Source organism: Aphanizomenon sp. UHCC 0183 (assembly GCF_009712065.1).
In the GTDB taxonomy this organism is placed as follows: Bacteria; Cyanobacteriota; Cyanobacteriia; order Cyanobacteriales; family Nostocaceae; genus Dolichospermum; species Dolichospermum heterosporum.
Genome location: NZ_VILC01000011.1, coordinates 42,213 through 65,099, shown reverse-complemented (window position 1 = coordinate 65,099; position 22,887 = coordinate 42,213). Strand labels below are relative to the sequence as shown.

General features: G+C 37.7%; 17 protein-coding genes. 15 read left to right on the top strand and 2 right to left on the bottom strand.

From position 1 onward, the window contains the following. The first annotated feature begins 70 nt into the window (after window positions 1-70). From FJR37_RS05675 to FJR37_RS05615, 13 genes are all read left to right on the top strand, one after another. Window positions 71-1,501 (top strand): class I adenylate-forming enzyme family protein, encoded by a 1,431-nt coding sequence (locus FJR37_RS05675; RefSeq protein WP_168465531.1) that lies wholly within the window; start codon window positions 71-73, stop codon window positions 1,499-1,501. A 1-nt stretch (window position 1,502) separates the two neighbouring features. Then, entirely contained in the window at window positions 1,503-1,772 is a 270-nt protein-coding gene (locus FJR37_RS05670) for an acyl carrier protein (RefSeq protein WP_168465530.1), read from the top strand. A 104-nt stretch (window positions 1,773-1,876) separates the two neighbouring features. Then, complete coding sequence (locus FJR37_RS05665; protein WP_168465529.1) at window positions 1,877-3,166, top strand: coproporphyrinogen-III oxidase family protein; 1,290 nt, start codon at window positions 1,877-1,879, stop codon at window positions 3,164-3,166. A gap of 6 nt (window positions 3,167-3,172) precedes the next feature. Continuing rightward, on the top strand, window positions 3,173-4,456 hold the full coding sequence (locus FJR37_RS05660; protein WP_039202557.1) for a sulfotransferase: 1,284 nt from the start codon (window positions 3,173-3,175) through the stop codon (window positions 4,454-4,456). Window positions 4,457-4,795: 339 nt separating this feature from the next. Continuing rightward, window positions 4,796-5,368, top strand: a complete 573-nt coding sequence (locus FJR37_RS05655) for a chorismate pyruvate-lyase family protein (protein ID WP_168465528.1) — start codon at window positions 4,796-4,798, stop codon at window positions 5,366-5,368. Between the two features lie 10 nt (window positions 5,369-5,378). Next, window positions 5,379-6,743: an aspartate aminotransferase family protein gene (locus FJR37_RS05650; RefSeq protein WP_168465527.1), complete on the top strand. Its 1,365-nt coding sequence runs from the start codon at window positions 5,379-5,381 to the stop codon at window positions 6,741-6,743. A 59-nt stretch (window positions 6,744-6,802) separates the two neighbouring features. Then, a complete protein-coding gene (locus tag FJR37_RS05645) occupies window positions 6,803-7,834 on the top strand; it encodes a methyltransferase (RefSeq protein WP_168465526.1) in 1,032 nt (343 codons plus the stop codon). Between the two features lie 70 nt (window positions 7,835-7,904). Next, window positions 7,905-9,263 (top strand): oligosaccharide flippase family protein, encoded by a 1,359-nt coding sequence (locus FJR37_RS05640; protein ID WP_168465525.1) that lies wholly within the window; start codon window positions 7,905-7,907, stop codon window positions 9,261-9,263. A gap of 52 nt (window positions 9,264-9,315) precedes the next feature. Beyond that, the gene (locus tag FJR37_RS05635; RefSeq protein ID WP_168465524.1) at window positions 9,316-10,053 is read left to right on the top strand and encodes a sulfotransferase family 2 domain-containing protein; all 738 of its coding nucleotides are present in this window, start codon (window positions 9,316-9,318) and stop codon (window positions 10,051-10,053) included. Window positions 10,054-10,493: 440 nt separating this feature from the next. After that, window positions 10,494-12,272, top strand: a complete 1,779-nt coding sequence (locus FJR37_RS05630) for a thiamine pyrophosphate-binding protein (RefSeq protein WP_168465523.1) — start codon at window positions 10,494-10,496, stop codon at window positions 12,270-12,272. Between the two features lie 336 nt (window positions 12,273-12,608). Next, the gene (locus FJR37_RS05625; protein ID WP_168465522.1) at window positions 12,609-13,466 is read left to right on the top strand and encodes a sulfotransferase domain-containing protein; all 858 of its coding nucleotides are present in this window, start codon (window positions 12,609-12,611) and stop codon (window positions 13,464-13,466) included. Between the two features lie 56 nt (window positions 13,467-13,522). Beyond that, the gene (locus FJR37_RS05620; RefSeq protein WP_039204423.1) at window positions 13,523-14,740 is read left to right on the top strand and encodes a thioester reductase domain-containing protein; all 1,218 of its coding nucleotides are present in this window, start codon (window positions 13,523-13,525) and stop codon (window positions 14,738-14,740) included. A gap of 27 nt (window positions 14,741-14,767) precedes the next feature. After that, window positions 14,768-16,060, top strand: a complete 1,293-nt coding sequence (locus FJR37_RS05615; RefSeq protein WP_039204424.1) for a recombinase family protein — start codon at window positions 14,768-14,770, stop codon at window positions 16,058-16,060. 49 nt (window positions 16,061-16,109) lie between these two features. On the opposite strand, the gene FJR37_RS05610 is transcribed toward FJR37_RS05615, so the two are convergent. Further along, window positions 16,110-17,636: a hypothetical protein gene (locus tag FJR37_RS05610; RefSeq protein WP_168465521.1), complete on the bottom strand. Its 1,527-nt coding sequence runs from the start codon at window positions 17,634-17,636 to the stop codon at window positions 16,110-16,112. Between the two features lie 257 nt (window positions 17,637-17,893). Here FJR37_RS05610 and FJR37_RS05605 point away from each other — a divergent pair, with 257 nt between their 5' ends. Beyond that, complete coding sequence (locus tag FJR37_RS05605; protein WP_168465520.1) at window positions 17,894-19,507, top strand: glycosyltransferase family 39 protein; 1,614 nt, start codon at window positions 17,894-17,896, stop codon at window positions 19,505-19,507. Window positions 19,508-19,877: 370 nt separating this feature from the next. On the opposite strand, the gene FJR37_RS05600 is transcribed toward FJR37_RS05605, so the two are convergent. Beyond that, a complete protein-coding gene (locus FJR37_RS05600; RefSeq protein ID WP_039204428.1) occupies window positions 19,878-20,255 on the bottom strand; it encodes a hypothetical protein in 378 nt (125 codons plus the stop codon). 476 nt (window positions 20,256-20,731) lie between these two features. Between FJR37_RS05600 and FJR37_RS05595 the strand changes: the two genes are divergently transcribed. Then, window positions 20,732-22,582 (top strand): chloride channel protein, encoded by a 1,851-nt coding sequence (locus FJR37_RS05595; protein ID WP_168465519.1) that lies wholly within the window; start codon window positions 20,732-20,734, stop codon window positions 22,580-22,582. Window positions 22,583-22,887: the final 305 nt, after the last annotated feature.

Below are 22,887 nucleotides of genomic sequence, written 5' to 3'. Positions count from 1 at the left end.
GCGATCGCCCGAAAATTTTGTTATCTCAGGTGTTAAACTCCTGAAATTTAAGCACCGAAATTGATTAATCATGTTTTTCACTCAAAATATCCCTGCTGTGAGTTTACAGCCAGAAAGCACCCTAACTGATGGACAATTAACCTGTTCTTGGCAGGATGTTATAGACATTTTCGAGGATTTATCAATATTCTTGGAAAAAAACAAGATTAGTATTACAGACTGTTTAGCTCTAGAATGTGAAAATTCCCTGCCTAGTGCCTTAACTTTGTTGTATTTGCTGGAAAAAGGCTATAGTTTTCTCTTGCTACCTCAAGCAGATCAACCTGCTGTTATTCCTTCATTTTGTCACTATCAAATGATCCCAACTAGGGAAAATCTAGGAAAAATAGATGACCTCACAAAATTTGATAGTTGGTTAAAAATCACCGAAAACGAGGAATATCAACCGATTGATGATGGGGGGAAAAAGCTGTATATGCGGACATCTGGGAGTACGGGAAATCCCAAAATGGTTGTTCACTCCCATGAGCAAGTGCTAAAAAATGCTCTTAATTGTGTGGAAAGACTGACATTAAGCCCTAATGATCGAGTTGCTATTCCTGTCCCTCTTTATCATATGTATGGTTTGGGGGCTGCTTTTCTTCCCAGTGTAGCCGTTGGTGCTGCTATTGATCTGCAAAAAGGTGCAAACCTACTCAGATATTTGCAAAGAGAAAAAGACTTTAATCCTAATGTCGCTTTTATGACTCCTAGCTTTTGCAAAACCTTAATTAAAGGACGAAAATCAGCTAGAGATTATAAACTGACGGTAATTGCGGGAGATGGGATTAAAGAGGATACCTTTACGAAGTATGAACAGAATTTTGGCTGTTTAGTTAAATTATACGGTAGTACAGAAATGGGAGCGATCGCTGCTGGTAGTCCCAAAGACGAAAAAGATGTGCGTTGTCAAACTGTGGGTTTACCTATGTCTGGGGTAAAAATACGAATAAAACCCCAGTCTGTAGACGCTCAAGAACAAGGGGTTGGAGAGATTTACTGTCATCATCCTTATGGTTTTGATGGTTATGTTGATACAGCAGGTCAGCCAATTATACCCGAACAAACAGAGCCAGATGGTTATATAGCCATGAAAGACCTGGGAAAACTCCGTGCAGAAGGTCATCTAGAAGTTTGGGGAAGATGCGATCGCAGCGTTAACCGTGATGGATTTTTAGTATTATTTTCTGATATTGAAAAGAATATGGAAAAGATTACGGGAATTGAAACCGTTGTGGTAGAATCCTACGGGGAAAGTCAAAGGGGGAAAGGTTTAGTTGCTTTCTGTATCTTGTCAAAGAGTGCCAATCTTGATGAAACTGATATTAAAGCATCATGTTTTAATATCTTATTGAAGCGGGCTATTCCCGATCAAATACTTATTATCAAAACCTTACCAATGTTACCCAATGGTAAGATTGATAGACAAAAATTAATTAGTGTTTTACCAAAGAGGTCTTGAAATGACTACAACCATCGTTAATCAACTGAAAACTGTTATCGCCCAAGAGTTGGATGTCAACCTTAAAGAAGAAGAAATTGATGAAACAGTTTCCCTATTTGAAGACGGATTAGGATTAGATTCCATCGCCATTGTGGAATTAATTGCCTTAACCGAAAAGCATTTTAATATTGAGTTTTCCGACTCTGAGTTAAATCTAGAATCCTTTAGTAACCTCAATGTTTTAGCTGATTTTATTGCTCAGAAAATGTCAGCAAATGTGAAAAGTTAACCACTAAACATGATAGAGAGTTCGCAGAAATACCTTTGTAGTCGTGGTTTTCTACACCCAATTTTAATCAGCATTTCTCAATACACACTAGGTTATTAAAAATCATGACTTTAACAGTTGAACGTTCGGAAATCCAAACCCCTAAGCGTCTGCCACTAAATCCTAATTATCCCCCGTTTCGGCAGTGGAAAAGAGGCGTAGTGAATGAAAAACTCCAAGAAGATCCTCTTTGTCTTTATATTCATATTCCTTTTTGTACCCAACGATGTGCTTTCTGTTATTACAAAACTGTGGATCTGAAAGAAAGACCGGAAATCCCTGGATATGTAGATGCGCTCTGCCAAGAAATTAAAATGGTTGCAGAGAAATTTAATTTAAGTAAAAGACCCATTAAAGCCGTTTATTTTGGTGGAGGAACGCCCACAGTTCTGGAAGAAAATCACTTAGTCCAAATTGTCTCAGCTTTACGAGAAAATTTTCATCTTTTTGATCAAAGAATCCAGTTTTCAGTGGAAGCAGAACCTCTGAGTGTTTCCCCATCAAAAATGAATGTTCTCAGAGAAATAGGGGTAAATCGTCTGAGTTTAGGAATCCAGTCTTTTAATAATGAAATCATTAAATTAAGTGGCCGGGGACACGACGAAAAACAGGCTTATCGGGCGATAGATGTGGCTCAAAAAGCCGGTAATGGACAATGGGCAATCAATATTGATTTATTGAGTGGATTAGCTGGAGAAACCACAGAAACCTGGAAAGAAAGCCTAGAATGCGCTCTGAAAACAGGGGTAGAAAGTATTACAGTTTACAAGATGGAAGCCTTTGCTAATACAGAAGTATTTCAGCAAGGTGTCCGGGAAGACATCATAGAATTGCCATCAGAAGAGCTAGAAATGCACTTTATGGAGTTGGCAATGGAACGCCTGGAAAGGGCAGATTATCAACCTTGGAGTCATTTTACTTATACCAACAAAGCAAGCGCTCGTAGCGAATACATTTTTAACAGTTGGCAGGGCATGGACTTCTATGGCTTTGGAGTCTCTGCATTTGGATACTTAGGCGATTCTTTGCTGCAAAATACCAGCGACATGGAAAAATATACCAGCCTGATGACAACAGGAGAACTGCCTTTAGCGCGTGGTTATCAGTTCACTAGCTTAGATCGGATAGTGCGGGAAGTTTTACTAGGTATGAAGCTATTACGCTTTGATTTAGTGAGATTTCAGCAAAGACACGGATTTAAATTACAATTTCTCTGCGGTGCAACTTTAAACCAACTGGAAAGCGGGGGTTTTATCAAAGTATCGAACACAGAAATTGAATTAACCTCCAAAGGTATTCTGTATGGAGACTATGTAGGGGAAACCTTAGCAGCATCTTTGAAAAATATCAGCTAAAATCCCATGAATTTGCCTGTGTCCCAACTCAATGATTTACCAATTTTAACTCCCTCGGAAATTGAGGAACAAGTGATCGCTATTTTGGGGGATCTCAAAGATTCCCTAATTCCTCAAATGGATATAGAGCAGTTGATTGAGAGGTTGGAAGACTTTAAATATCAATGGCAAAAGGCTTTTACAGACTTTGGAAACCACTACCGAGGGGAACTAGCCTATGGTGATTTGATCGCAGATTTTGGCGAAAAAATAGCCCCCTTGGCAAAAAAATGGCTACCCCCATCAGGAACAGGAAATGGGGCAGTTAACGTCATTATTTCCATGTTGTCAACACCCAAACCTGTTTCCGTACCCTTGAGTAAGCAGCTATCTATAGCCAGAAGCAAGCTGAAAGCCAAGTTAGAGGAGGATAAAAACCAAAATTTCCCAATTCCAGAGTTTACAAAGCCGATTTTTATCGTTTCTGCGCCTAGAGCCGGGAGTAGCTTATTATTTGAAACCCTAGCTCAATTTCCTGATTTGTGGACAATTGGCGATGAAAGTCATGAAATTATCGAAGGGATTCCGGCGTTACACCCAAGAGCGCGAAATTTTAGTTCTAATCGCTTGATAGAAAGTGATGCTACCTCAGAAATTGGTTTAAATCTGAAAAAACGCTTTGTTCAACAATTGCAAAATCGGGAAGGAGTGAAATATCTCCATCTTCCTGAGTCAGAACGGCCAAATAAAATTCGGTTTCTGGAAAAAACACCCAAGAACGCCCTGAGAGTTCCTTTCATAAAAGCCATATTTCCTGATGCTCTCTTTATCTATCTCTATCGAGAACCTAAAGAAAATATCAGTAGTTTAATGGAAGGGTGGCGATCGCAGCGGTTTATTTCCTATCAACCCCTACCAGGTTGGCCTTATCGCAATTGGAGTTTTCTCCTCGTTCCCGAATGGTCATCTTTGCAAAAGTCCTCATTGGTTGAAATTGCCGCTTATCAGTGGAAAACAGCGAATTCTTACCTGATAGAAGACCTAAAAACCCTGCCCTCCTCTTGTTGGCGCTTGGTTAATTATCAGGACTTGATTGAGCGATCGCAAAAAACCATCAACGACATCGCCGAATTTGCCCAACTCCATCAAGATCAACATATTGAGCAAATGCTTTCTCAACCTTTAGCGATCGCTCAACGAACCTTATCCACCCCGTCGGCGGAAAAATGGCGTAAAAACGCCAGGGAACTAGCTACAGTCCTGCCAGATTTAGAAAACCTCATTAATATTCTAGAAAGGGGCAAATTTTAACATTAAGTAGGTTGGCGTTAAAAATTGTCGTTATGGCAAGGCAAGAGTGAAGAAGTTTTGGGCGATTTTACTTTTCTTTACACATTTTGTTTTTTCTCAGCCCACCTACTTATGTTCCATAATTGCTTCAGAAAAAGCATCAAAGCAAAAATTACCGAACTTTGAAGCCGGAATAAAAGTGAATTTTTCCATAGCAATAGGAGAAATGGTTGCTCAAAATATTTCATAAAAGTAGAATTCGTACTATTAAGACCATTGACAAACTTGGTATCTGCAAAGTTAATTTTTAATTAACTTCTGCAACCTTTTTGCCTTATTATTTGCAAAGGAATTATCTTCATGCTACAGGCACAAGAACTTGATAAATGTAAAATTCAATTATTGAAAAATAGTTTAAGCAGAAGCCCAATTGAACTTGCTGAATTAAGTACACTTCAGCGAATTATTTTGATCACTGATGGAACTTTAACTGACATTTTGGAAATTTATCTATTAGAAAAAATTGCAATTATTAAACTTTCTGAAGAAATAGTCAACATTACTGAAAGTATCCCTCTTTTAAATCTGGAAGTGGGCAGCAAAGTTATTAAAAGGAGAATATTTCTCCAAGGAAGAATTAGCCAAAAAAACTGGATTTATGCTGAATCTATTGTGGTTCCCGACCGACTAGATCCAAGATTTAAAGACCAGTTAATCAACTCAGCAAAACCCATTGGTAAACTCTGGTTAGAATATCGCGTGGAAACCTTTAAAGAAATTGTTGATTTATCTCAAGAACTTGCTGGTAATTTAGCTGAGGATTTTAAAATTAACAAAGATGAAAACCTCTTTTCACGGACTTATCGAGTGTTTTCACAAAATCAACCTGTAATGATGATTGCCGAAAAATTCCCCACTAGTTTTTTCATCTAAAAAATATAAAATGAACGAAAAACAATCTCACGTTTTTAATACACCTCGCTGGCATAAAACCTGTTTGATGCCAACTCATGGCAAAGGGATTTATGTTTATGATTCCGAAGGTAAATCCTATCTAGATGCCATCGGGGGAACTCATGTTATTTCCATTGGCCATGGTGTCACAGAAGTAGCCGATGCGATCGCCGAACAATCTCGTCAACTGTGTTTCATCCATAAAGCTCAATTTACCTCCGAACCCCAGGAACGTTTGGCAGATGTCGTCACAGCAATGGCTCCAGAGGGAATGGATAGAGTTGGTTTCGTTGCCAGTGGCTCAACAGCCAATGAAATGGCTTTTCAAGTGGCACTCTATTACCATCAACTCCGAGGAAAACCCAGCAAATACAAAATTATCTCCCGTTGGCATAGTTATCACGGACATACAATTGCGACTCTAGCCATGTCCGGCAGTAGGTTTGTTCGCAACAGTTTACCACCCTTTGATTTATTAAATTTTCCCCATATTCAAGCCCCCCATTGTTATCAATGTCCCTATGGACTCACCTATCCCAGTTGTCAACTGGCTTGCGCTAATGAACTAGCCAGGACAATAGAACAAGAAGGCCCCGATACCATAGCCGCTTTTATTGCCGAACCGATTATTGGTGGTGCCGGTAGTGCGATCGTTCCCCCACCGGGTTATTATGAAAAAATTCGAGAAATTTGTGATTTTTACGATATTCTCTTCATTTCCGAAGAAATTATCACAGGCTTCGGTCGCACTGGTAAGAATTTTGGAATTGACCACTGGAATGTCATCCCGGATATGATCACAGCCACAAAAGCCTTAAGTAGTGGATACGCGCCCATTGGAGCCGTGATTATTCACAAAAGGGTTCGAGAAATATTTGATCATGCCACTAAAAATATACCCCTATCATTGTTCACCTATGCGGGACATCCCATTAGTTGCGCTGCGGCCTTAGCTGTACAAAACTATCTTGCTGAACATAATCTGATTGAAAAATGTGCAGTCATCGGTAAATATCTGAAAAATGAATTACAAAAGTTGGCTGCACGGGAATCATTCATTGGAGATGTTCGCGGAGAAGGGTTATTAATAGGGATTGAATTTGTCCAAAACCGAGAGACTCATCAACCATTTTCCCGTTCCCTGGGGATAACCGAAAAAATTATGCAAACCGGCTTAAAAAATGGCTTAATTCTTAGAGGTAGATTTGGGACGGGAACAGGAGTAGATGGCGATCATATTTTAATTTCACCACCTTTTATTATTACAGAAGCTCAATGTGATGAATTAGTGGAAAAATTAGAATTGACTTTCAAAGAAGTAAAACAGTCTCTTAATTTGGTTTGTGCTGAATAATCTCATGAAATACAGTTAATAAATGCTGTAACTAAACTCATAACTAAGGAAAAAAAACAATGATGATCAAGAATTTTACAGACAGTTTAGGAAACTCTATATCCTTGTCAGATAGAACTAAGATGCAAGAAATGATACAAGGTTTCCAAGTAATGCAGTCTATTTTTGCTGCTACAAAGCTAGGTCTTGCAGATATACTAAGAGATGGCGAGCAATCCTACAATGAATTAGCAGCTCTCACTGATACTGATAGCGATGCACTCTACCGTCTATTAAAGGCTTTATCTGGTGTAGGGATTTTTACAGAGATTCAGCCTGGGTATTTTCAAAATACTTCATTAAGTACCTGTTTGTTTAATGAATATGGCTCTATGAGGAACTATATTTTAAGTCAGGGGGAAATAGGATATGCTTGCTGGGGAGAGTTAATTCATAGCATTTATACAGGTAAAAGCTCTTCTGCATATCTGTATGGGATGGAACGTATTGAATATTTCAGGCAAAATGAGTCTCTTTGCAAAATCTGGGATGGATTAAACTTTGATTTGTCTGTTCCACAAAGTTTTGCTATCCTAAACGCCTATGATTTTTCCTCTAGCCAAACAATAGTAGATATCGGTGGCGGTTTAGGTGTTTTGCTGGCATTTATTCTACACAAGTATTCAACTGTCAAAGGTGTGCTTTTTGAACAGCCAAGTCCTATTAAAAGAGCACAGGATTTGCTGACTAGAGAAGGATTGTTAGATCGGTGTGAACTGGTAGAAGGTGATTTCTGTGAGTCTGTACCAGGAGAAGCTGATGTTTACTTACTGAAAAATGTTTTGCCAATGTTTAAGGATCAAATAGCGATAAAAATTCTTAATAATTGTTATCGGGTTATGACTAAAGGAACAAAGCTATTGGTAATTGAGAGAGTTATCGGAAAGTCTCGGTGGACGGATAATTTTTCAAATTTGAACTCCTTGGTATTATCTTCGGGAAAATTTCGTACGGAAGATGAATTCCGTCAACTCCTTGAATCTGTGGGATTCAAAATTGTAAATATTATACCAACAGAGTCAGTAATTAGTATCATTGAGTGTATTCCTTAGCAATAGTCAATACCTTTGCCAAAATTTAGAGGGCTTTGGAGACATATCCAATCTAAAATAACTTCAGATTATGACTGAATCAACTTTCATTGAGCCGACCACAAATATTAGTCTTAAGAGCTTTAATCGAGATGCAGTTATTGCCCTTAGCATCCAAATTAGTAGCGTTTTTATTACCTATCTGCTGCAAGTTTTATTGGCAAGATGGATGGGGCGAATTGAATATGGAATTTATGAATATGTCACCGCTTGGACATTATTTCTGTCTCTGCCAGCCGGATTAGGATTGCCTCGCACAACGGTGCGTTTAATTGCAGAATACAAGGTTAAACAAGATTTAGGTAGTTTACATGGTCTTGTCCAGGGAAGTTGGTTGTTAATCCTAATGGGAAGCCTGAGCTTGACAGCAATGGTGGTGGGCATTGTTCTATCCATAAATTATTATCGGGAATTTATTTATGCAATCCCCCTATTAGTGGGAATCTGGATGTTACCTTTACAAGCTTTAATGACTTTGTATAAGGGAGTCGCTACAGCGTTAGAAAAAATTGCTTTAGCTTATATTCCTTCTGATATTCTCTATCCTATCTTAGTGTTAGCAGGAGGATTTATCCTGTGGCGAGATGACAATTCTCTTAACAGTTTACCTTTAATGATACTGGCAGAGGTAATCCTCTTTGTGATAGCCACCGTCCAGTTTTTCTTGGTGCGAAGCAAGTTCAATCAAGAATTTGAACCAACAACACCTACGTATGCCTATCGTGAGTGGGTTGAATTATCACTGATTTTGCTTATACAACAGTCGTTTTTTATTATTTTAGATCAATCTGATATTCTTATGGTGGGTTCTTTGATCGGCCCTGAATCGGCAGGCATTTACAATGCAGCGGTAAAGACAGCCCAGTGGCCAGGTTTAGCCTTACTAACCTTAAATATCGTCGCGGCTCCTCGGTTTGCAAGCTTTTATGCCCAAAGAAATATTACAGGACTACAAAACCTGGTTTCTCAAGCAAATTTGTGGATATTGATCCCGACAGTGCTGATTTCTCTCTACTTGTTGCTTTTTACTCAATCTGTACTCAGTATTTTTGGTTCAGATTTTAGCATGGCTGACTGGACGCTGAAAGTTTTGGTAATAGGGCGCATGGTTGATGCTTTATGCGGCTCCGTTGGTTCTTTAATGGTAATGACAGGCCATCAAAATCAATCTTTGCCAGTTTATGGTTGTTGTGCTTTAATAAATATTGTTTTAAACGCGATCGCTATTCCTTATTTCGGGATGGTAGGAGCAGCGATCGCTACTAGCATCACCATGATTACCTGGAATATTTGGCTGAGTGTCTTAGTCATCAAATACGTTAAGGTTAATCCTTCAATTTTTTCCGTCCTATTTAAGCCCGAAAATAAATCTATTGTTGAAGTTGAATAACTTTCAGTCAACCAAATTTAGAAGCAATTTATAAATACAAAGACCTATACCAATGTTAATATCTTACAGTCACAAGTTCATTTTTTTTCACATCGCTAAAGCTGCGGGTTCGAGTATTAAAGAGGCGTTACAATCCTATGCTCAAGAACCTGAAAAATTTAAAATTAATCGTCCCCAAAGAATGTTAGGAGACAAAATTAATCCCTTGTATGAAATATGGGAATCTTCTCTTTGGCACGCTAAAGCTAAGGACGTTCAAAAGGAATTTTCCCCAGAAATCTATAACAGTTTTTATAAATTTGCTTTTGTCAGAAACCCTTGGGATTGGCAAGTATCCTATTATCACTTTATTCTCAAAGAAAAAGCTCATATCAGACATGAATTAGTAAAATCAATGGCTGGATTTGAGGAATATTTAAAATGGGTAATTAACACCAAAAACCCCTTTCCCAAGGGAGCGACTAAACTCCAAAAAGAAATTATTACTGACTCCCAAGGCAGACTAATAGTTGATTATATTGGTAGATACGAAACCTTAGCAACAGACCTGAATTATGTTTGTCAACAGCTTAACTTACAAACTTCATTACCCTATTTGAATCAGTCCAAACATAGAAACTATCAAGAATATTACAACCCCAAAACCATAAAATTAGTAGAAGAGCATTTTCAAGAAGATATAGCATTATTTGGCTACACCTTTGATGGTTATTCCGCTGAAATTGGTCAAGGTATACAAAAACAAATCAGTTCTCTTGAAAAAGGACTAAAAACCACTGCTCAAGTATAAAATAATGTGAATTAATTTTTAATTCTTAATTTTTTGCATCAATATTATGGTATAGTCAAACACAGACATTAGCAACCAGGAAATGAACTATCAGAGTTTATTTTTCTTTTAGTTGATTTTAGTCAAATAGCCAGTCATTGTGTAAATTCCGAATTCATAAATTTGAGGAATTAGTATCATGTCAGACAACCCCACATTAAGCCAAAACGTTTTATCCTTTGAAGCCATCGGCATTCCAGGGGTCAAGAAACCCAATATCGTCATCTTTATCTGTGACCGGTGAACCCAAAGGGGGAGGGGGTTGGGGAGGGGGTTCTTGTATGTCACTCAACAAAAGAACCGCTATAAAATAATGTAAATTAATTTGAAATTTTCAATTTCTCAATCAAAAACATAATTCTCAGTAATTTAGCTCTGTTAACATTACCAACTTAAATAGAATGATTTCACAAACTCCATTTCCTATCCAACTGACTTCCCCTGAGCAAAATCAACCCAGAACACTGAGTGATTTAATCGTAGATTATTTAGAGCAATTAGGAGTAGAATATGTTTTCGGTATACCAGGAGGACACAACAGCGCATTCTATGAAGCCCTAGCACGTAGCGAAAAACGTGGGAGAATCCGGGCAATTTTGACTTGTCATGAAACCGGTGCGGCTTTTATGGCTGATGGCTATGCCCGTGAAACTGGAAAAATTGGAGTTTGCTGTGCTACAACAGGTCCAGGTAGCACAAATTTAATTACAGGGGTAGCTTCCGCTTATGGTGAAGGAGTCCCCATGCTTGTAATCACCGCCCAAACCATGCTATCCCATTTTAGCTGGAGTGCCTTTCAAGAATCATCACCCGATACGATAGATACAGTGGCGATGTTTAAGCACTGTACTCGTTATAACACCCTCGTTACTCATGCCAATCAACTAGAAAGAAAATTAGTTGCGGCCTTAACAACAGCTTTGCGATCGCCTTTTGGCCCCGCTCATCTGAGTATTCCTGTTAATATTTTCCGTGCTGAAGCCCCCCCATCTCTTACCTATCCTCATATACCTCAACTATTAACCCAACCCCCAGCATTAGTTGATTTAAAAGCCTTAGATCATCTTTCTCAAACCGTATCCAATGTATTAAACCAAGGACAAACTATCGCCCTTTGGATTGGTCAAGATTGTAAACAAGCATCCTCAGAAATTATAGCCTTAGCAGAATTAATTAACGCTCCTATAGCTACAACCCAAAGCGGCAAAACCTGCGTTAATCCTTATCATCCCTTAGCAAAAGGCGTATTTGGGTTTGCTGGCCATCAAACAGCCCGTCAAGCCCTCACAGATGAATCCGTAGGTCTAATTTTAGCCGTAGGTATGAACTTAGGACAATGGGAAACCTCCAATTGGGATAACGCAGTATTAACTAAAAAATTAGTCCATATCCATCATACAGATGAGTGTTTTAACACTTCTCCAATGGCAGAATTGCACATCCAAGGAACTATTAAAACCATACTTAAAGAATTACATACACGCATAGAAAATGCTCAAAAAACAGGACAAATAAAATCAAAACTATCAACAACCTCCCCCGAATTATTAAACCATCGTCAATATCAACCCACTCAAATTACAGTTAAAGATCCAGATAGCTATAAACTATTAAATGATCAATCCCTAGTTAAACCCCAACAATTAATCAGTGAACTTATACAGCATTTTCCCCCAGAAACTCGCTATCTGATTGATGTAGGTAATTGGTTGGCTTGGAGTATTCATTATTTATTTCCCCATCGTCCCGAAAATTACCGTCTAGGAGCAGTAACAGCCCCGATGGGGTGGGGAATTGGTAGTGCAGTTGGCACAGCTTTTGGCGTTAAAAATACCCCCATTGTTTGCCTAACAGGAGATGGTTGCTTCTTAATGCACGGAAACGAACTGGCTGTGGCTGTGGCTGAAAAATTACCAATCATTTTTATTATTTTAAATGACCGATCTTTTGGTATGGTGAAACACAGACATAAGCAAACAGGAACTGAAAAACTGGAGTTTATTTTACCTTCAGTTGATTTTAGTCAAATAGCCAAAGGAATGGGGGCAAATGGTTATATTATTCATAATGGTCAAGATTTAAAAAATCTAGATTATGAGGCAATTTATAACGATTCCAAACCAACAGTATTAGATGTGCGAATTGATGGTGATTATGTCCCACCAATCGGAATGTTCTAAACTTGATATAGGATTACTATTTGATTTTTGAAAGTTTACCCTAGATATGGCTATGGCTTAGAAAACCTATCTACCATACAATACTTGTCGGTTAAGGAAATGTAGGTTGGGTTGAGCGACAGCGAAACCCAACATTACCAGGGATTTTGTTGGATTTCGAGGCTTAACCGAGCAGTATTGATCTACCATAGGCATTTCTCACCCTACAATTGAGGTACAAGAAGTAAGAATTGAACGCAGATAATTTTGTACCTCATTAGATCAGAAAACGCTATATCTTCCAAATACTCCTGAATTACTACCAACTGTCAATTTTTAATTTTCCCCACTAAGATCATGACTGAAGAACAATCTGCAACCAAGAGACTATTAATTAATTCTTTGCCTAAAAGTGGTACTCATTTATTAGCCAAAGCTGTAGAAATTTTGGGGTATAAAGAACATTTTCAACCAGGAGAAATCACAGAAACACCTCTATTCTTTAATTATGGAGAAGTCAAAAAGAGATTAGAACATCAAACAGAATCAGATCAGAAAATTAGTATCGGTGCTTTAACCCCATGTTATGTAGATTCCGCAACTTTTCGACATTGGTTAACACTGATTTCCCCAAAGCAATATATTTTAGGTCATATTCCTTGGACACCTCTATTAACGCCAATTCTGAACGAATTAAATTATCAACAGGTCTTTATAATTCGTGATCCTCGCGCTGTCGTTTTTTCTTTAATTCCCTTTGTTTTAGATACAGGTAAAATGCCAGGAAGACACTTTTTAGAAGATGATTTTAGTTTAATGTCTCCTACCCAACGCTTAGACTTTATTTTAGAGGGAGGGTATGCTGTAAAAGTAGGAGTAGAAATCAAAAATTTTGCCGAAGTGTATCGTTCTATGTTAGCTTGGCGTAATGAAGAAAATTGTTTATTTATCCACTTTGAAGATTTGGTTGGGGAACAGGGTGGAGGAACTAAGGAAAAACAAGAAGCTGTTGTCTACAAAATCTGCTCTTATTTAGATATTCCTTTTGATGATACTATTCTTTCTCAGTTAGGTGAAATTTATAATCCTGGTGCTAGAACATTTAGAACAGGTAAAATAGATGGTTGGAAAAGCTCAATGAACGCAGAAGATGTAGAAAAATTAAATATTTATTGTCAACCTTTATGTGAGGAAGCTGGATACACAATCGGATAGTTTTCTCATAAGTTTATGCACAAGGTATTCAAGGAATAGGCAAAAACCCATTATTTATGATTAACACTACTGGTAATAGTTTAGATTTAGCAGAGGAATTAATTTTAGATTCCTCTATCCAATTTATCAATCCTCTGTCAGATAATTTACTAGAGCCAAAATCTATCTTTCTCACAGGAGCAACTGGCTTTCTTGGTGCTTATTTACTTAGGGAACTGCTCCACAAAACTACGGCAGATATTTATTGTTTGATTCGCTGTAGTAATAGCAAAGAGGGCAAAAATCGTCTCCAAAAACATTTGGAATTTTATTTACTTTGGGAAGAAACTTTTAGTTCTCGAATTATTCCCGTTGTGGGAGATTTATCTAAACCTTTGTTGGGTCTTTCTGAGGGAGATTTTAATGAATTAGCAGGGATAATTGATATTATTTATCATAATGGAGCATGGGTTAACTCGGCTCGTCCTTATTCAATTTTAAAACCTGCGAATGTGTTAGGAACACAAGAGGTTATTCGGTTAGCAAGTATTCTGCAAACTAAACCTGTTCATTTTATTTCTACCCTGGGATTTTTCTTCAATAAAACTAATCTTGATAATGAAAAAATAACGGAAACAGATATTGCTGATTTTTCTAGTATCAAAGGAGGTTATCAACAAACTAAATGGGTAGCAGAACAATTAATTATATTAGCACAACAAAGAGGATTACCTGCTTGTATTTATCGTTCTTCAAGAATTAGTGGACATAGTCAAACAGGAATCAATGGCAATATTCAAGATTTCTTATGTATTTTGCTAAAAGGTTGTATTAAATTAGGAAGATTTCCGAATTTAAAAACACAAATAAACATGATTCCAGTTGATTATGTCAGTCAATCAATTGTAAGTTTATCTCTGGAAAAAAAATATTTTGGCAGAACATTTCATTTAGTTAATCCTCAGTCAACTTCTTGGGAGCAATTTTTTAACTCAACTTGTTTTTTAGGCTACCCTTTAGAAAAAGTTAGTTATAATGATTTTTTAGCGGAAATAAAGAATCAAATATCCAAGTATCCCAAGGATAAGTTATACTCGTCTTTATTACTGCTTTTGAAATTCTCAAAGATATTCTCACCGGACAAAGTAGAATTTAATGCTGACCAAACCCTTGCAGAGTTAGGAAATATATCTATTCTCTGTCCTGCTATCAATGAGGAATTACTGAATGTGTATTTTTCCTACTTTCAAAAAATTGGTTATTTTCCGGAAGTGTTGAATGACAATAAAATATAAGTTAAAAACAAGTTTTCATTGTACATTATGAAAATAATTGTTTATATTTATACTGATCCACTCTTAGATACTGTTCCCAGCCCAGATGATTGGGGTTGGGAAGTAGATAAAATTTATGAAGATTTAGGAAAACGCACCCAATTACAACAATTATTAATTGATTGTCAAACCGAAACTGTAAATTATCTACTACTGCGCCGATTAGAAGAATTAGGTGATAGTTTATCCCAAGTGAGCGATCGCCTCAATCAAATAGAAACAATGGGAGTCATAGTCATTACGACACAACAACCCTATGCCTCCAAATCTAGTCAAATCCCCACCGAAATACTACAATTATTACCAGAAATTCAATATCAACAACGTAGCCGCCGAATTCGTCAGGGACACGCTCGTAATCGCCTAGAAACCTCACCACCACCGGGAAAATCCCCCTATGGCTACCGGAGAGGACAAGGTAAATATATTATTGATCGCACTACCTCACCCGTTGTTAAAGACTTTTTTGAATATTTTTTACTTTATGGTTCTGTCCGTGCTACCGTCCGTTATATAGGTAAAAAATACAGTAAAAATATTTCTGTCACTACAGCTAGACGGTGGTTAACTAATCCAGTTTATCGCGGTGATACAGCCTATCAAAACAGGGAAATTATCTCTAATACTCATGCAGCAATTATATCCAGAGAAGAAGCAGCGCAAATTGATAGACTATTACGACGCAACAGCCGCTTACCATCGCGGACAGCTAGTGCGCCCCGTTCTTTAGCTGGTTTAGTCATTTGTCATCAATGTCAATTACAGATGATTGTCACCAGTGTTACTCAGCGTCATCAGGATCAAGAGTATTTATATTTACGTGCAACCGACTGTCCTCAACAGCCTAAATGTCGTGCTATCCCTTACCAAGTAGTTTTAGAAAAAACCATTGATCATGTTTGTCGAGATTTACCTTTAGCTGTCGCCGGGATAAATTTTCCCCAATTAGATGTAATTAAAAATAGTTTAGGCAATGATATATCTCGTCAGCAACAAATCCTCCAGCAATTACCCACTTTCATAGAAACGGGGATTTTAGATATAGAAACTGCAAAATTAAGAGCTTACAAACTTCGCACAGAAATTTCCGAACTTCAAGCCAAGTTAGCAATTCTTCCTCCTGTGAATTTGCGTTCCGTAGCTGAAGCTGTTTCCATTCCCCAATTTTGGCTAGATTTATCAGAGGTAGAACGAAGATTTTACTTCCGTGAATTTATCCAACAAATTCAAATTATCCGCCAAAATAGAGAATGGGATGTACAAATAATTTTTATTTTCTAAACCACCAGATCCCCGACTTCTCAAAGAAGTTGGGGATCTGAATCATTGATTATTCATCTTGATTTTTGGGGGACTGTTTGCCTTTTTTACCTGCATTTTTGACATTCATCACTTTTCCTAGTAAATCAAACCAAAAAGGCGCACCCATCGCAATAGCAATACCACTGACAAACCAACCAGCAATCATACTTAAAACACTGAAAACAGGCAACCCATTAACTCTATATTTTGTGCTGTTGATTTGCTGTTGTACGTTAGCACTTGTCCAACCAATTGGTAATTCAACTTCCTTTAAAATCTCGTTAGGATCTATTTTATTGATATCTGAAGGATTAGAGTCTTGTGGTGCTACTTTTACAGCCTGGTTAATAATTATTTCCCGCAATAAAGAATCCTTAGATAAACGGTTAATGATATGAAAAGTATCGGCATTGGTTGTGATAGCTAAGGTTATGCCAATGATAATTGCCACTCCTTTAGCATTACGTTTATAAACACCACCGGCTCTTTCCATTGAGCTATCAAAACTATTTTCAATTTCTCTTCGCAAAAGAGTAATACCTTCCTCCGTGCTTTTAGCTCTCATCTGGGCGCGTTTTGCCATAGTTTCAATGTTATCAACTACAGAACTTGGCAAAATATCAATCAATTCTTTAACTTTTTTATATGTTTCACTATCTTTATCTTGGATAGCTGCTATGACTTCACCATGAATATCACTACCTTTCTTGATAGATTTGATAATTTCATTAATATTAGGTTTTAAGCCTCCTATCACTATGGCTTTTTCTGCACTTTCAAAAATATCTTGTTTTAGGAATTTTAGTTCCCGCAAAGGCTTATCTAAAATATATTCATGATCAGCTATACTCGCTACAAAACTTTCTATATATTTAGCTAGGCTATCTCCCATCCTATTTATCACCATGTAGATATCATATTTTTCCTTTTTGAATTCATCAATAATCAGGTTATACTCTAACTCCAACCGTCTATAATCTGCGGCAATATTGGTGGCAAATTCACTAGATAGCTCCTGGTTATTAATGTAAACTTGTAACTGAATCAAAATTTGTCTAACATCATCTAACCGTTCAGCTTTGAATTGCTCCAACCTAATTTCAGTTAATTTTTGTACCAATATTGGCAGTTGGAGTGTATCCATAAAAGTATTAGCAAAATTTTCACCACCAATATAGGAAGGCGCACTACGTTTTTGATCACCAAACACAGTTTCTTTTTTAAATCTAGAACTAGACTTTCTAAACAGACTAAAGAATGAGCCAATTGCCCAAGTCGCTTTCCGAGGTAAAGTTGCCAATAAACCTTTCGCCTCTTGATTAATACTTTGAATTAAAGGATTACCGTAAATTTTATTGACAAGTTGAATTATTTCGGGATTTTCTGAAGTTTGAGCATCACCAGCTAAAAGAATTTCAATTGATCTTCTCAAGTGTTCAGCCCGCCATTGCAGTACGGTTGTCAATAGTTCTTGAATTTCCGAAGCCAGTAAACTTAAAATTAAGTAAATAAAAATTAAACCCAGTGCCACATCTAAAATAAAAGGTAAGTTCATTGACATTCTCCTTCGGGGTAGTTGACTAAATGCTAATGGTAGTATTTATATCATTTAATCGTAAAGATGCTTGTAAACTTCCTTAAAAAATCAATAAGAAAATCTTCGCCAAAAAATTATCTCTATTCATGAGAAACTGAGCTAATTTGGGATTTAGCCATTGTCTTTGAATATAGATTGTTCCTAGATGGCAACATTGGAGATTCGCTTTGATCTCTATGTGATTAAACCTAGCAGTTATAAGATTCGCATAGAATATGCAAGAAGGAAGCTTTGTTTGGACTCATCTAGAAAAACAGCATCGTGTGATTGAAAAAAAGATTGATTGGCTATGGCTAATCCTATTGTTATTAGCAGCGGTGATTTTGTTTAGTATCAATCTTGGAGGTTTGCCTTTACAAGATGGCGATGAGGCAACCGTAGCCAGGGTAGCGCGGGAAATTTGGCAAGCCCCAGTAGATTCAATGCGCTGGCTTTACCCCACTTTGGGAGGTGAACCATATCATCACACGCCGCCACTTATGCACTGGTTAATTGCTGGGGCTTATTGTCTGGGTGGTGTCAATGAATGGACAACGCGCCTACCTGGTGCAATTTTGACAGCAACTTCTGTGCCTTGCTTATATTGTCTAGGAAGGGAGATATTTCGTCAACGTTGGGCAGCTATTTATAGTTCTTTGATTTATTTAACAATGCTGCCTGTGGTACGTTATGGCAGGTTGGCAATGTTAGATGGGGCAGTTGCCTGTTTTTTAATTGTGATGATGTGGTTTGTCTTGCGATCGCGGCGGGATTTACGTTACTGCTTAGGTTTAGGCATTAGTTTTGGGTTAATCTGTCTAACTCAAGGCATGATGGGTATTTATTTAGGTGCAATTGTTTTAGTCTTTCTTTTTTGGGATACACCTAGACTACTGACAAGTTATTATTTCTGGATAGGTATTTTTATCGGTTGTCTACCTGTATGCTGCTGGTATGGGTTTCAATTATGGCACTATGGATATCCCTTCAGTATTGACATCAATACATCTTTAAGCCATATTCAAACCATTAATAATGGCACATCCCAAGCACCTTGGTATTATCTTTTAGAAATCGCTAAATGGACATGGCCTTGGTTGATATTTCTCCCCCAAACTATCCGCATTACCTGGGAAAATAATAACTTAAGTTGGGCGAAATTAATTATTATCTGGTGTGGTGTTTATCTATTAATTATTTCCCTCATTAGCTTTAAACTCCCCTGGTATATATTCCCCATTTACCCTAGTTTGGCTTTAGCTTTTGGGTTTCAATTAGCCCAGATGGAAAATGTCCCCTTATTCTCAGGCTATCCCCGCTCTTGGGTAACGAGTTTAGCGATATTGGCGGTAGTGGCTTCTGCAAGCAGTATTTATTTTGGGGGAAGAACATTAGACAAAGCCGAGTTACAGATTATTTTTGCCGCAGTAGCTTTAACTATGACTTTATCCGCAATTTTAGCAGAACGCGGTGATAGACAATTTCTGAAAATTTTAATTTGGGGAAGTTATATTTCTCTATTATTATTAATGAAATCTAATTACTGGGTTTGGGAATTAAATACAGCCTATGCCGTTAAACCCGTAGCGGCAATGATCACGAAAATTAATCCAGCAGTTAAGGAAATCTATACATCTTTTCCCTATCATCGTCCTTCCTTGGATTTTTATAGCGATCGCACCATTATTCCCGCTTCTATCGGTGAACTACAATACTACTGGCAATATGATAGCCAACCTTATTTTCTCATTAACACATCTACCTTAGAAAACCTCCAATTTAAATCCATCAAAGTCATAGACCAAGTAAAAGACTGGCAATTAATTACAAAAGAAAATAACTCATTATAAACCCGTTATCGTAGGTGCAACAGCCCGTGGTTGCCCAGAACCGTATTGGCAACCTCCCGTATTTCCTTACCAAAAAACATAGAAACAACACCCGTATTTGCTCAAACCCGTATAAATATCAATACTATTGCCAGTTTTCCAAAATATGTCTGAAACCCAATAAAATCGTGACGATAAGTAGTGAGACAGAATTAATTACACAATGTTATTGCGTAAGCGTTGCGTGGCATTAGCCATATGGAACGAAGTGAAATGAAGCAATTCCAAGGGTTGTGATTGCTTCCCTTCGCTCGCAATGACTGTAAATATTTTTGTCCAATTACTTATCAATAGGGTTTCAGGGCTTTGGCAATAGTATTGAATTTGAAATCTATTTTTCACCCCTATTCATTTTTTCAATTTGGGGAATTTCTTGACCATTACGACTCATATTGTCTTGAGTCATAGTCACAATCCCGAAAAAAATTGCACTTCCCACAACTAAAGACAGTAAAGGATGCTTAATGACAATAAAATCTCTGATAATCCTTGCCAAAGGTCGGCTTTGACGACGGAGAGCCGACGAAATCATTATTTGTCTCCAAATAAATGGATCACGCACATAGTGTCCACTTTGGCAAACAACTAATTTTTCTTGACAATAAGGACAGGTAAACAAACCAATATAAGACTTTATTGGCTTTGTTCTGTTATTTTTTTGGCAAATTGGGCAAGTAACATAGTGATTATGAAAAGTATTTGTACTCATCTACCTCGTCCGCCTAGTCCCTCGATTCTATTTATAACAATATCTGTATTGAATTTTACTGTAAACCTAGTAATCGTGCCATAATCACTGATAGTGATTGGCAAAATACTATTATGGAGTTTAAGAATGCAATTGCTCCAAAGACGTACTCCCCTCAATATTAACCCAAGTTGTTAGCACCACAAAGTAGAATTATTTTTTCTAAATATTTTGTGATTTTTGTTAGTTAATTATTGAGTAAGTAGGTGAACACAATAAAACCAAACTGTGTAAAGAAATGTAAAATCGCCCAAACCCTCTTCACTCTTGCCTTTTGCCTTGCCATAACGACAATTTTCAACGCTCACCTACTTAGGCAGTTTCTCTGATAATGAACCACAATAAGAAATAATAGACAAAAAATGGATTTTTCTGACATTATACCGTTTATCAATATCTAAGAATCCTCATTAAAACCCTACTTTCCCCCATATTCCATGCGGTTCACTCAGTTAATTAATCGTTTCCAAGCCTCTCCCGAAACAATAGTGCTGTTTTTGGCCGTGCTAATTGGCGGTAGCACTGGTATGGGTATAGTCACCTTTCACTATTTAATCCAGCTAATTAACAACTTCATGTTGGAAAATTTGATGGGACAAATTGGGATTTGGGGTGCTTGGACCTTAGCGGCTGTTCCTATACTCGGTGGCATCATTGTTGGCCTCATGCGGTGGCGAACTCAAGATTTTGGACCAGGACTTTCATCCCTGATAGCTGTTTCTCAGGGAAAAGAAGCGAAAAAACCCCTGCGACCGGTGACAAAAATGATCGCGGCGGCAGTTTCTCTTGGTAGTGGTGCATCTTTAGGTCCAGAAGGTCCAAGTGTAGAAATTGGGACTAATTTTGGGGTGTTGTTATCAGATGTATTACAAGTATCTCAGGAGCGTCAGCGGTTACTATTGGGGGCTGGTGCTGCGGCTGGGTTAGCGGCTGGTTTTAATGCCCCCATTGCGGGAGTATTTTTTGCCTTAGAAGTAGTCATGGGCAGTACATATTTTGCTACTTCTGCCGTAAGTGTGGTGTTACTTGCCGCCGTAGTAGCTGCTTTAATTGCTCAAATTGGTTTAGGTTCACAACCAGCTTTTGCTTTACCCGCTTATCAAGTTCGCAGTTACCTAGAATTACCGCTTTATCTGGGTTTAGGTTTGGGTGCAAGTTTAATTTCTCTTGCTTATACTGAATCCATTCGTTTAGCTAAAGCTATCTTTGCTGGCAATTTCTCAGGGTTAACGTTATTAGGTAAAATTCCTCAGTCCATTCAGCCAATTTTTGGTGGTGTAATTCTTGGTTTAGTCGGTTGGCAATACCCACAAATTTTAGGTATCGGCTATGGAACTGTAGAAGCGATACTACAGGATGAAGATTTTTCCCTCAATTTATTACTCATTTTACTAGTATTAAAACTGCTAATGACAGCAGTAAGTTCAGGTAGTGGTTTTGTGGGCGGATTATTTGCCCCAGCTATGTTTTTAGGTGCTTCCTTTGGGTCTGCCTACGCTAAATTTTTGGCTTTGATCATCCCAGGAATTGGAGAATATATGGCTGCTCCTCCAGCTTATGCAATGGTAGGTATGGCGGCGGTTTTAGCAGGTAGCGTGAGAGCGCCATTAACAGCAATTTTAATGTTATTTGAATTAACCCGTGATTACCGCATTGTTTTACCTTTAATGGCAGCAGTGGGCTTAAGTGTTTGGTTGGTGGAACTAATCAAACCAACTGTAGATGCTAATGCTAATCTGCAACAGATTGGTTTACCTGAATTGAAAGATGAAAAGGTAGAACTTTGGCAGCAAATGTTAGTAGCAGATGCTATGTATACCTGTCCCAAAAAATTATCAGCAACTTTAGGCGTATTAGAGACTGCGGTAGTAATGACGCGGGAACGAATCCGCAGTGCTTTAATCATTGATGATGATACGGGTAAACTAGTGGGAATTCTTTCCCTAGAAGATATTAAACGAACTTTTTTTATCTGCCAAAATCTTCCTAATTCATTGCCAGAAATTCAGGAATATTTATCTAGTCAAAAACTGATAGATATTTGTACTACAGATATTCTCTATGCTTGGGATGATGAACCTGTATCTGAAGCTTTAGACCGGATGGCATTACGTGGTTTACATCAATTACCAGTGGTAGCTAAAGACAATCCCGATTTTATTCTGGGGTTGCTAGAAAGGGAACAAATTGAATTAACTTGTAATTTAACGGCAATCACTAAGATACTGCACCAATATTCACCAGTGATTCCCACTGCCGAATATATAGAGGAAATTGGTAATTGGTAATTGGTCAATATCCTGGTGGCAACCTCTCGTGATTGCTTTGTTGCTGATTAAGGGTATGAATTTTAGTCTCACGCAAAGGCGCAAAGACGCACTGAGATTTGAGTTTTAAGTAGTGAAACAGAATTAATTACACAATGTTATTGCGTAAGCGTTGCCTGGCGTTAGCCATATGGAACGAAGTGAAATGAAATGAAGCAATCACCAGGGTTGTGATTGCTTTCCTTCGCTCGCAATGACAGTAAATAAATATTTTTGTCCAATTAGAGAACTCCACAAAAAAAATGATCCAATTTTGTGGGATGGGA

Bases quoted from the DNA above. Each gene is read 5' to 3' on its own strand.
- FJR37_RS05595 (WP_168465519.1), top strand. From the start codon at position 20,732: ATGCGGTTCACTCAGTTAATTAATCGTTTCCAAGCCTCTCCCGAAACA.
- FJR37_RS05635 (WP_168465524.1), top strand. From the start codon at position 9,316: ATGTTAATATCTTACAGTCACAAGTTCATTTTTTTTCACATCGCTAAA.
- FJR37_RS05655 (WP_168465528.1), top strand. From the start codon at position 4,796: ATGCTACAGGCACAAGAACTTGATAAATGTAAAATTCAATTATTGAAA.
- FJR37_RS05665 (WP_168465529.1), top strand. From the start codon at position 1,877: ATGACTTTAACAGTTGAACGTTCGGAAATCCAAACCCCTAAGCGTCTG.
- FJR37_RS05670 (WP_168465530.1), top strand. From the start codon at position 1,503: ATGACTACAACCATCGTTAATCAACTGAAAACTGTTATCGCCCAAGAG.
- FJR37_RS05660 (WP_039202557.1), top strand. From the start codon at position 3,173: ATGAATTTGCCTGTGTCCCAACTCAATGATTTACCAATTTTAACTCCC.
- FJR37_RS05630 (WP_168465523.1), top strand. From the start codon at position 10,494: ATGATTTCACAAACTCCATTTCCTATCCAACTGACTTCCCCTGAGCAA.
- FJR37_RS05650 (WP_168465527.1), top strand. From the start codon at position 5,379: ATGAACGAAAAACAATCTCACGTTTTTAATACACCTCGCTGGCATAAA.
- FJR37_RS05625 (WP_168465522.1), top strand. From the start codon at position 12,609: ATGACTGAAGAACAATCTGCAACCAAGAGACTATTAATTAATTCTTTG.
- FJR37_RS05675 (WP_168465531.1), top strand. From the start codon at position 71: ATGTTTTTCACTCAAAATATCCCTGCTGTGAGTTTACAGCCAGAAAGC.
- FJR37_RS05610 (WP_168465521.1), bottom strand. From the start codon at position 17,636: ATGAACTTACCTTTTATTTTAGATGTGGCACTGGGTTTAATTTTTATT.
- FJR37_RS05615 (WP_039204424.1), top strand. From the start codon at position 14,768: ATGAAAATAATTGTTTATATTTATACTGATCCACTCTTAGATACTGTT.
- FJR37_RS05640 (WP_168465525.1), top strand. From the start codon at position 7,905: ATGACTGAATCAACTTTCATTGAGCCGACCACAAATATTAGTCTTAAG.
- FJR37_RS05600 (WP_039204428.1), bottom strand. From the start codon at position 20,255: ATGAGTACAAATACTTTTCATAATCACTATGTTACTTGCCCAATTTGC.
- FJR37_RS05620 (WP_039204423.1), top strand. From the start codon at position 13,523: ATGATTAACACTACTGGTAATAGTTTAGATTTAGCAGAGGAATTAATT.
- FJR37_RS05605 (WP_168465520.1), top strand. From the start codon at position 17,894: ATGCAAGAAGGAAGCTTTGTTTGGACTCATCTAGAAAAACAGCATCGT.
- FJR37_RS05645 (WP_168465526.1), top strand. From the start codon at position 6,803: ATGATGATCAAGAATTTTACAGACAGTTTAGGAAACTCTATATCCTTG.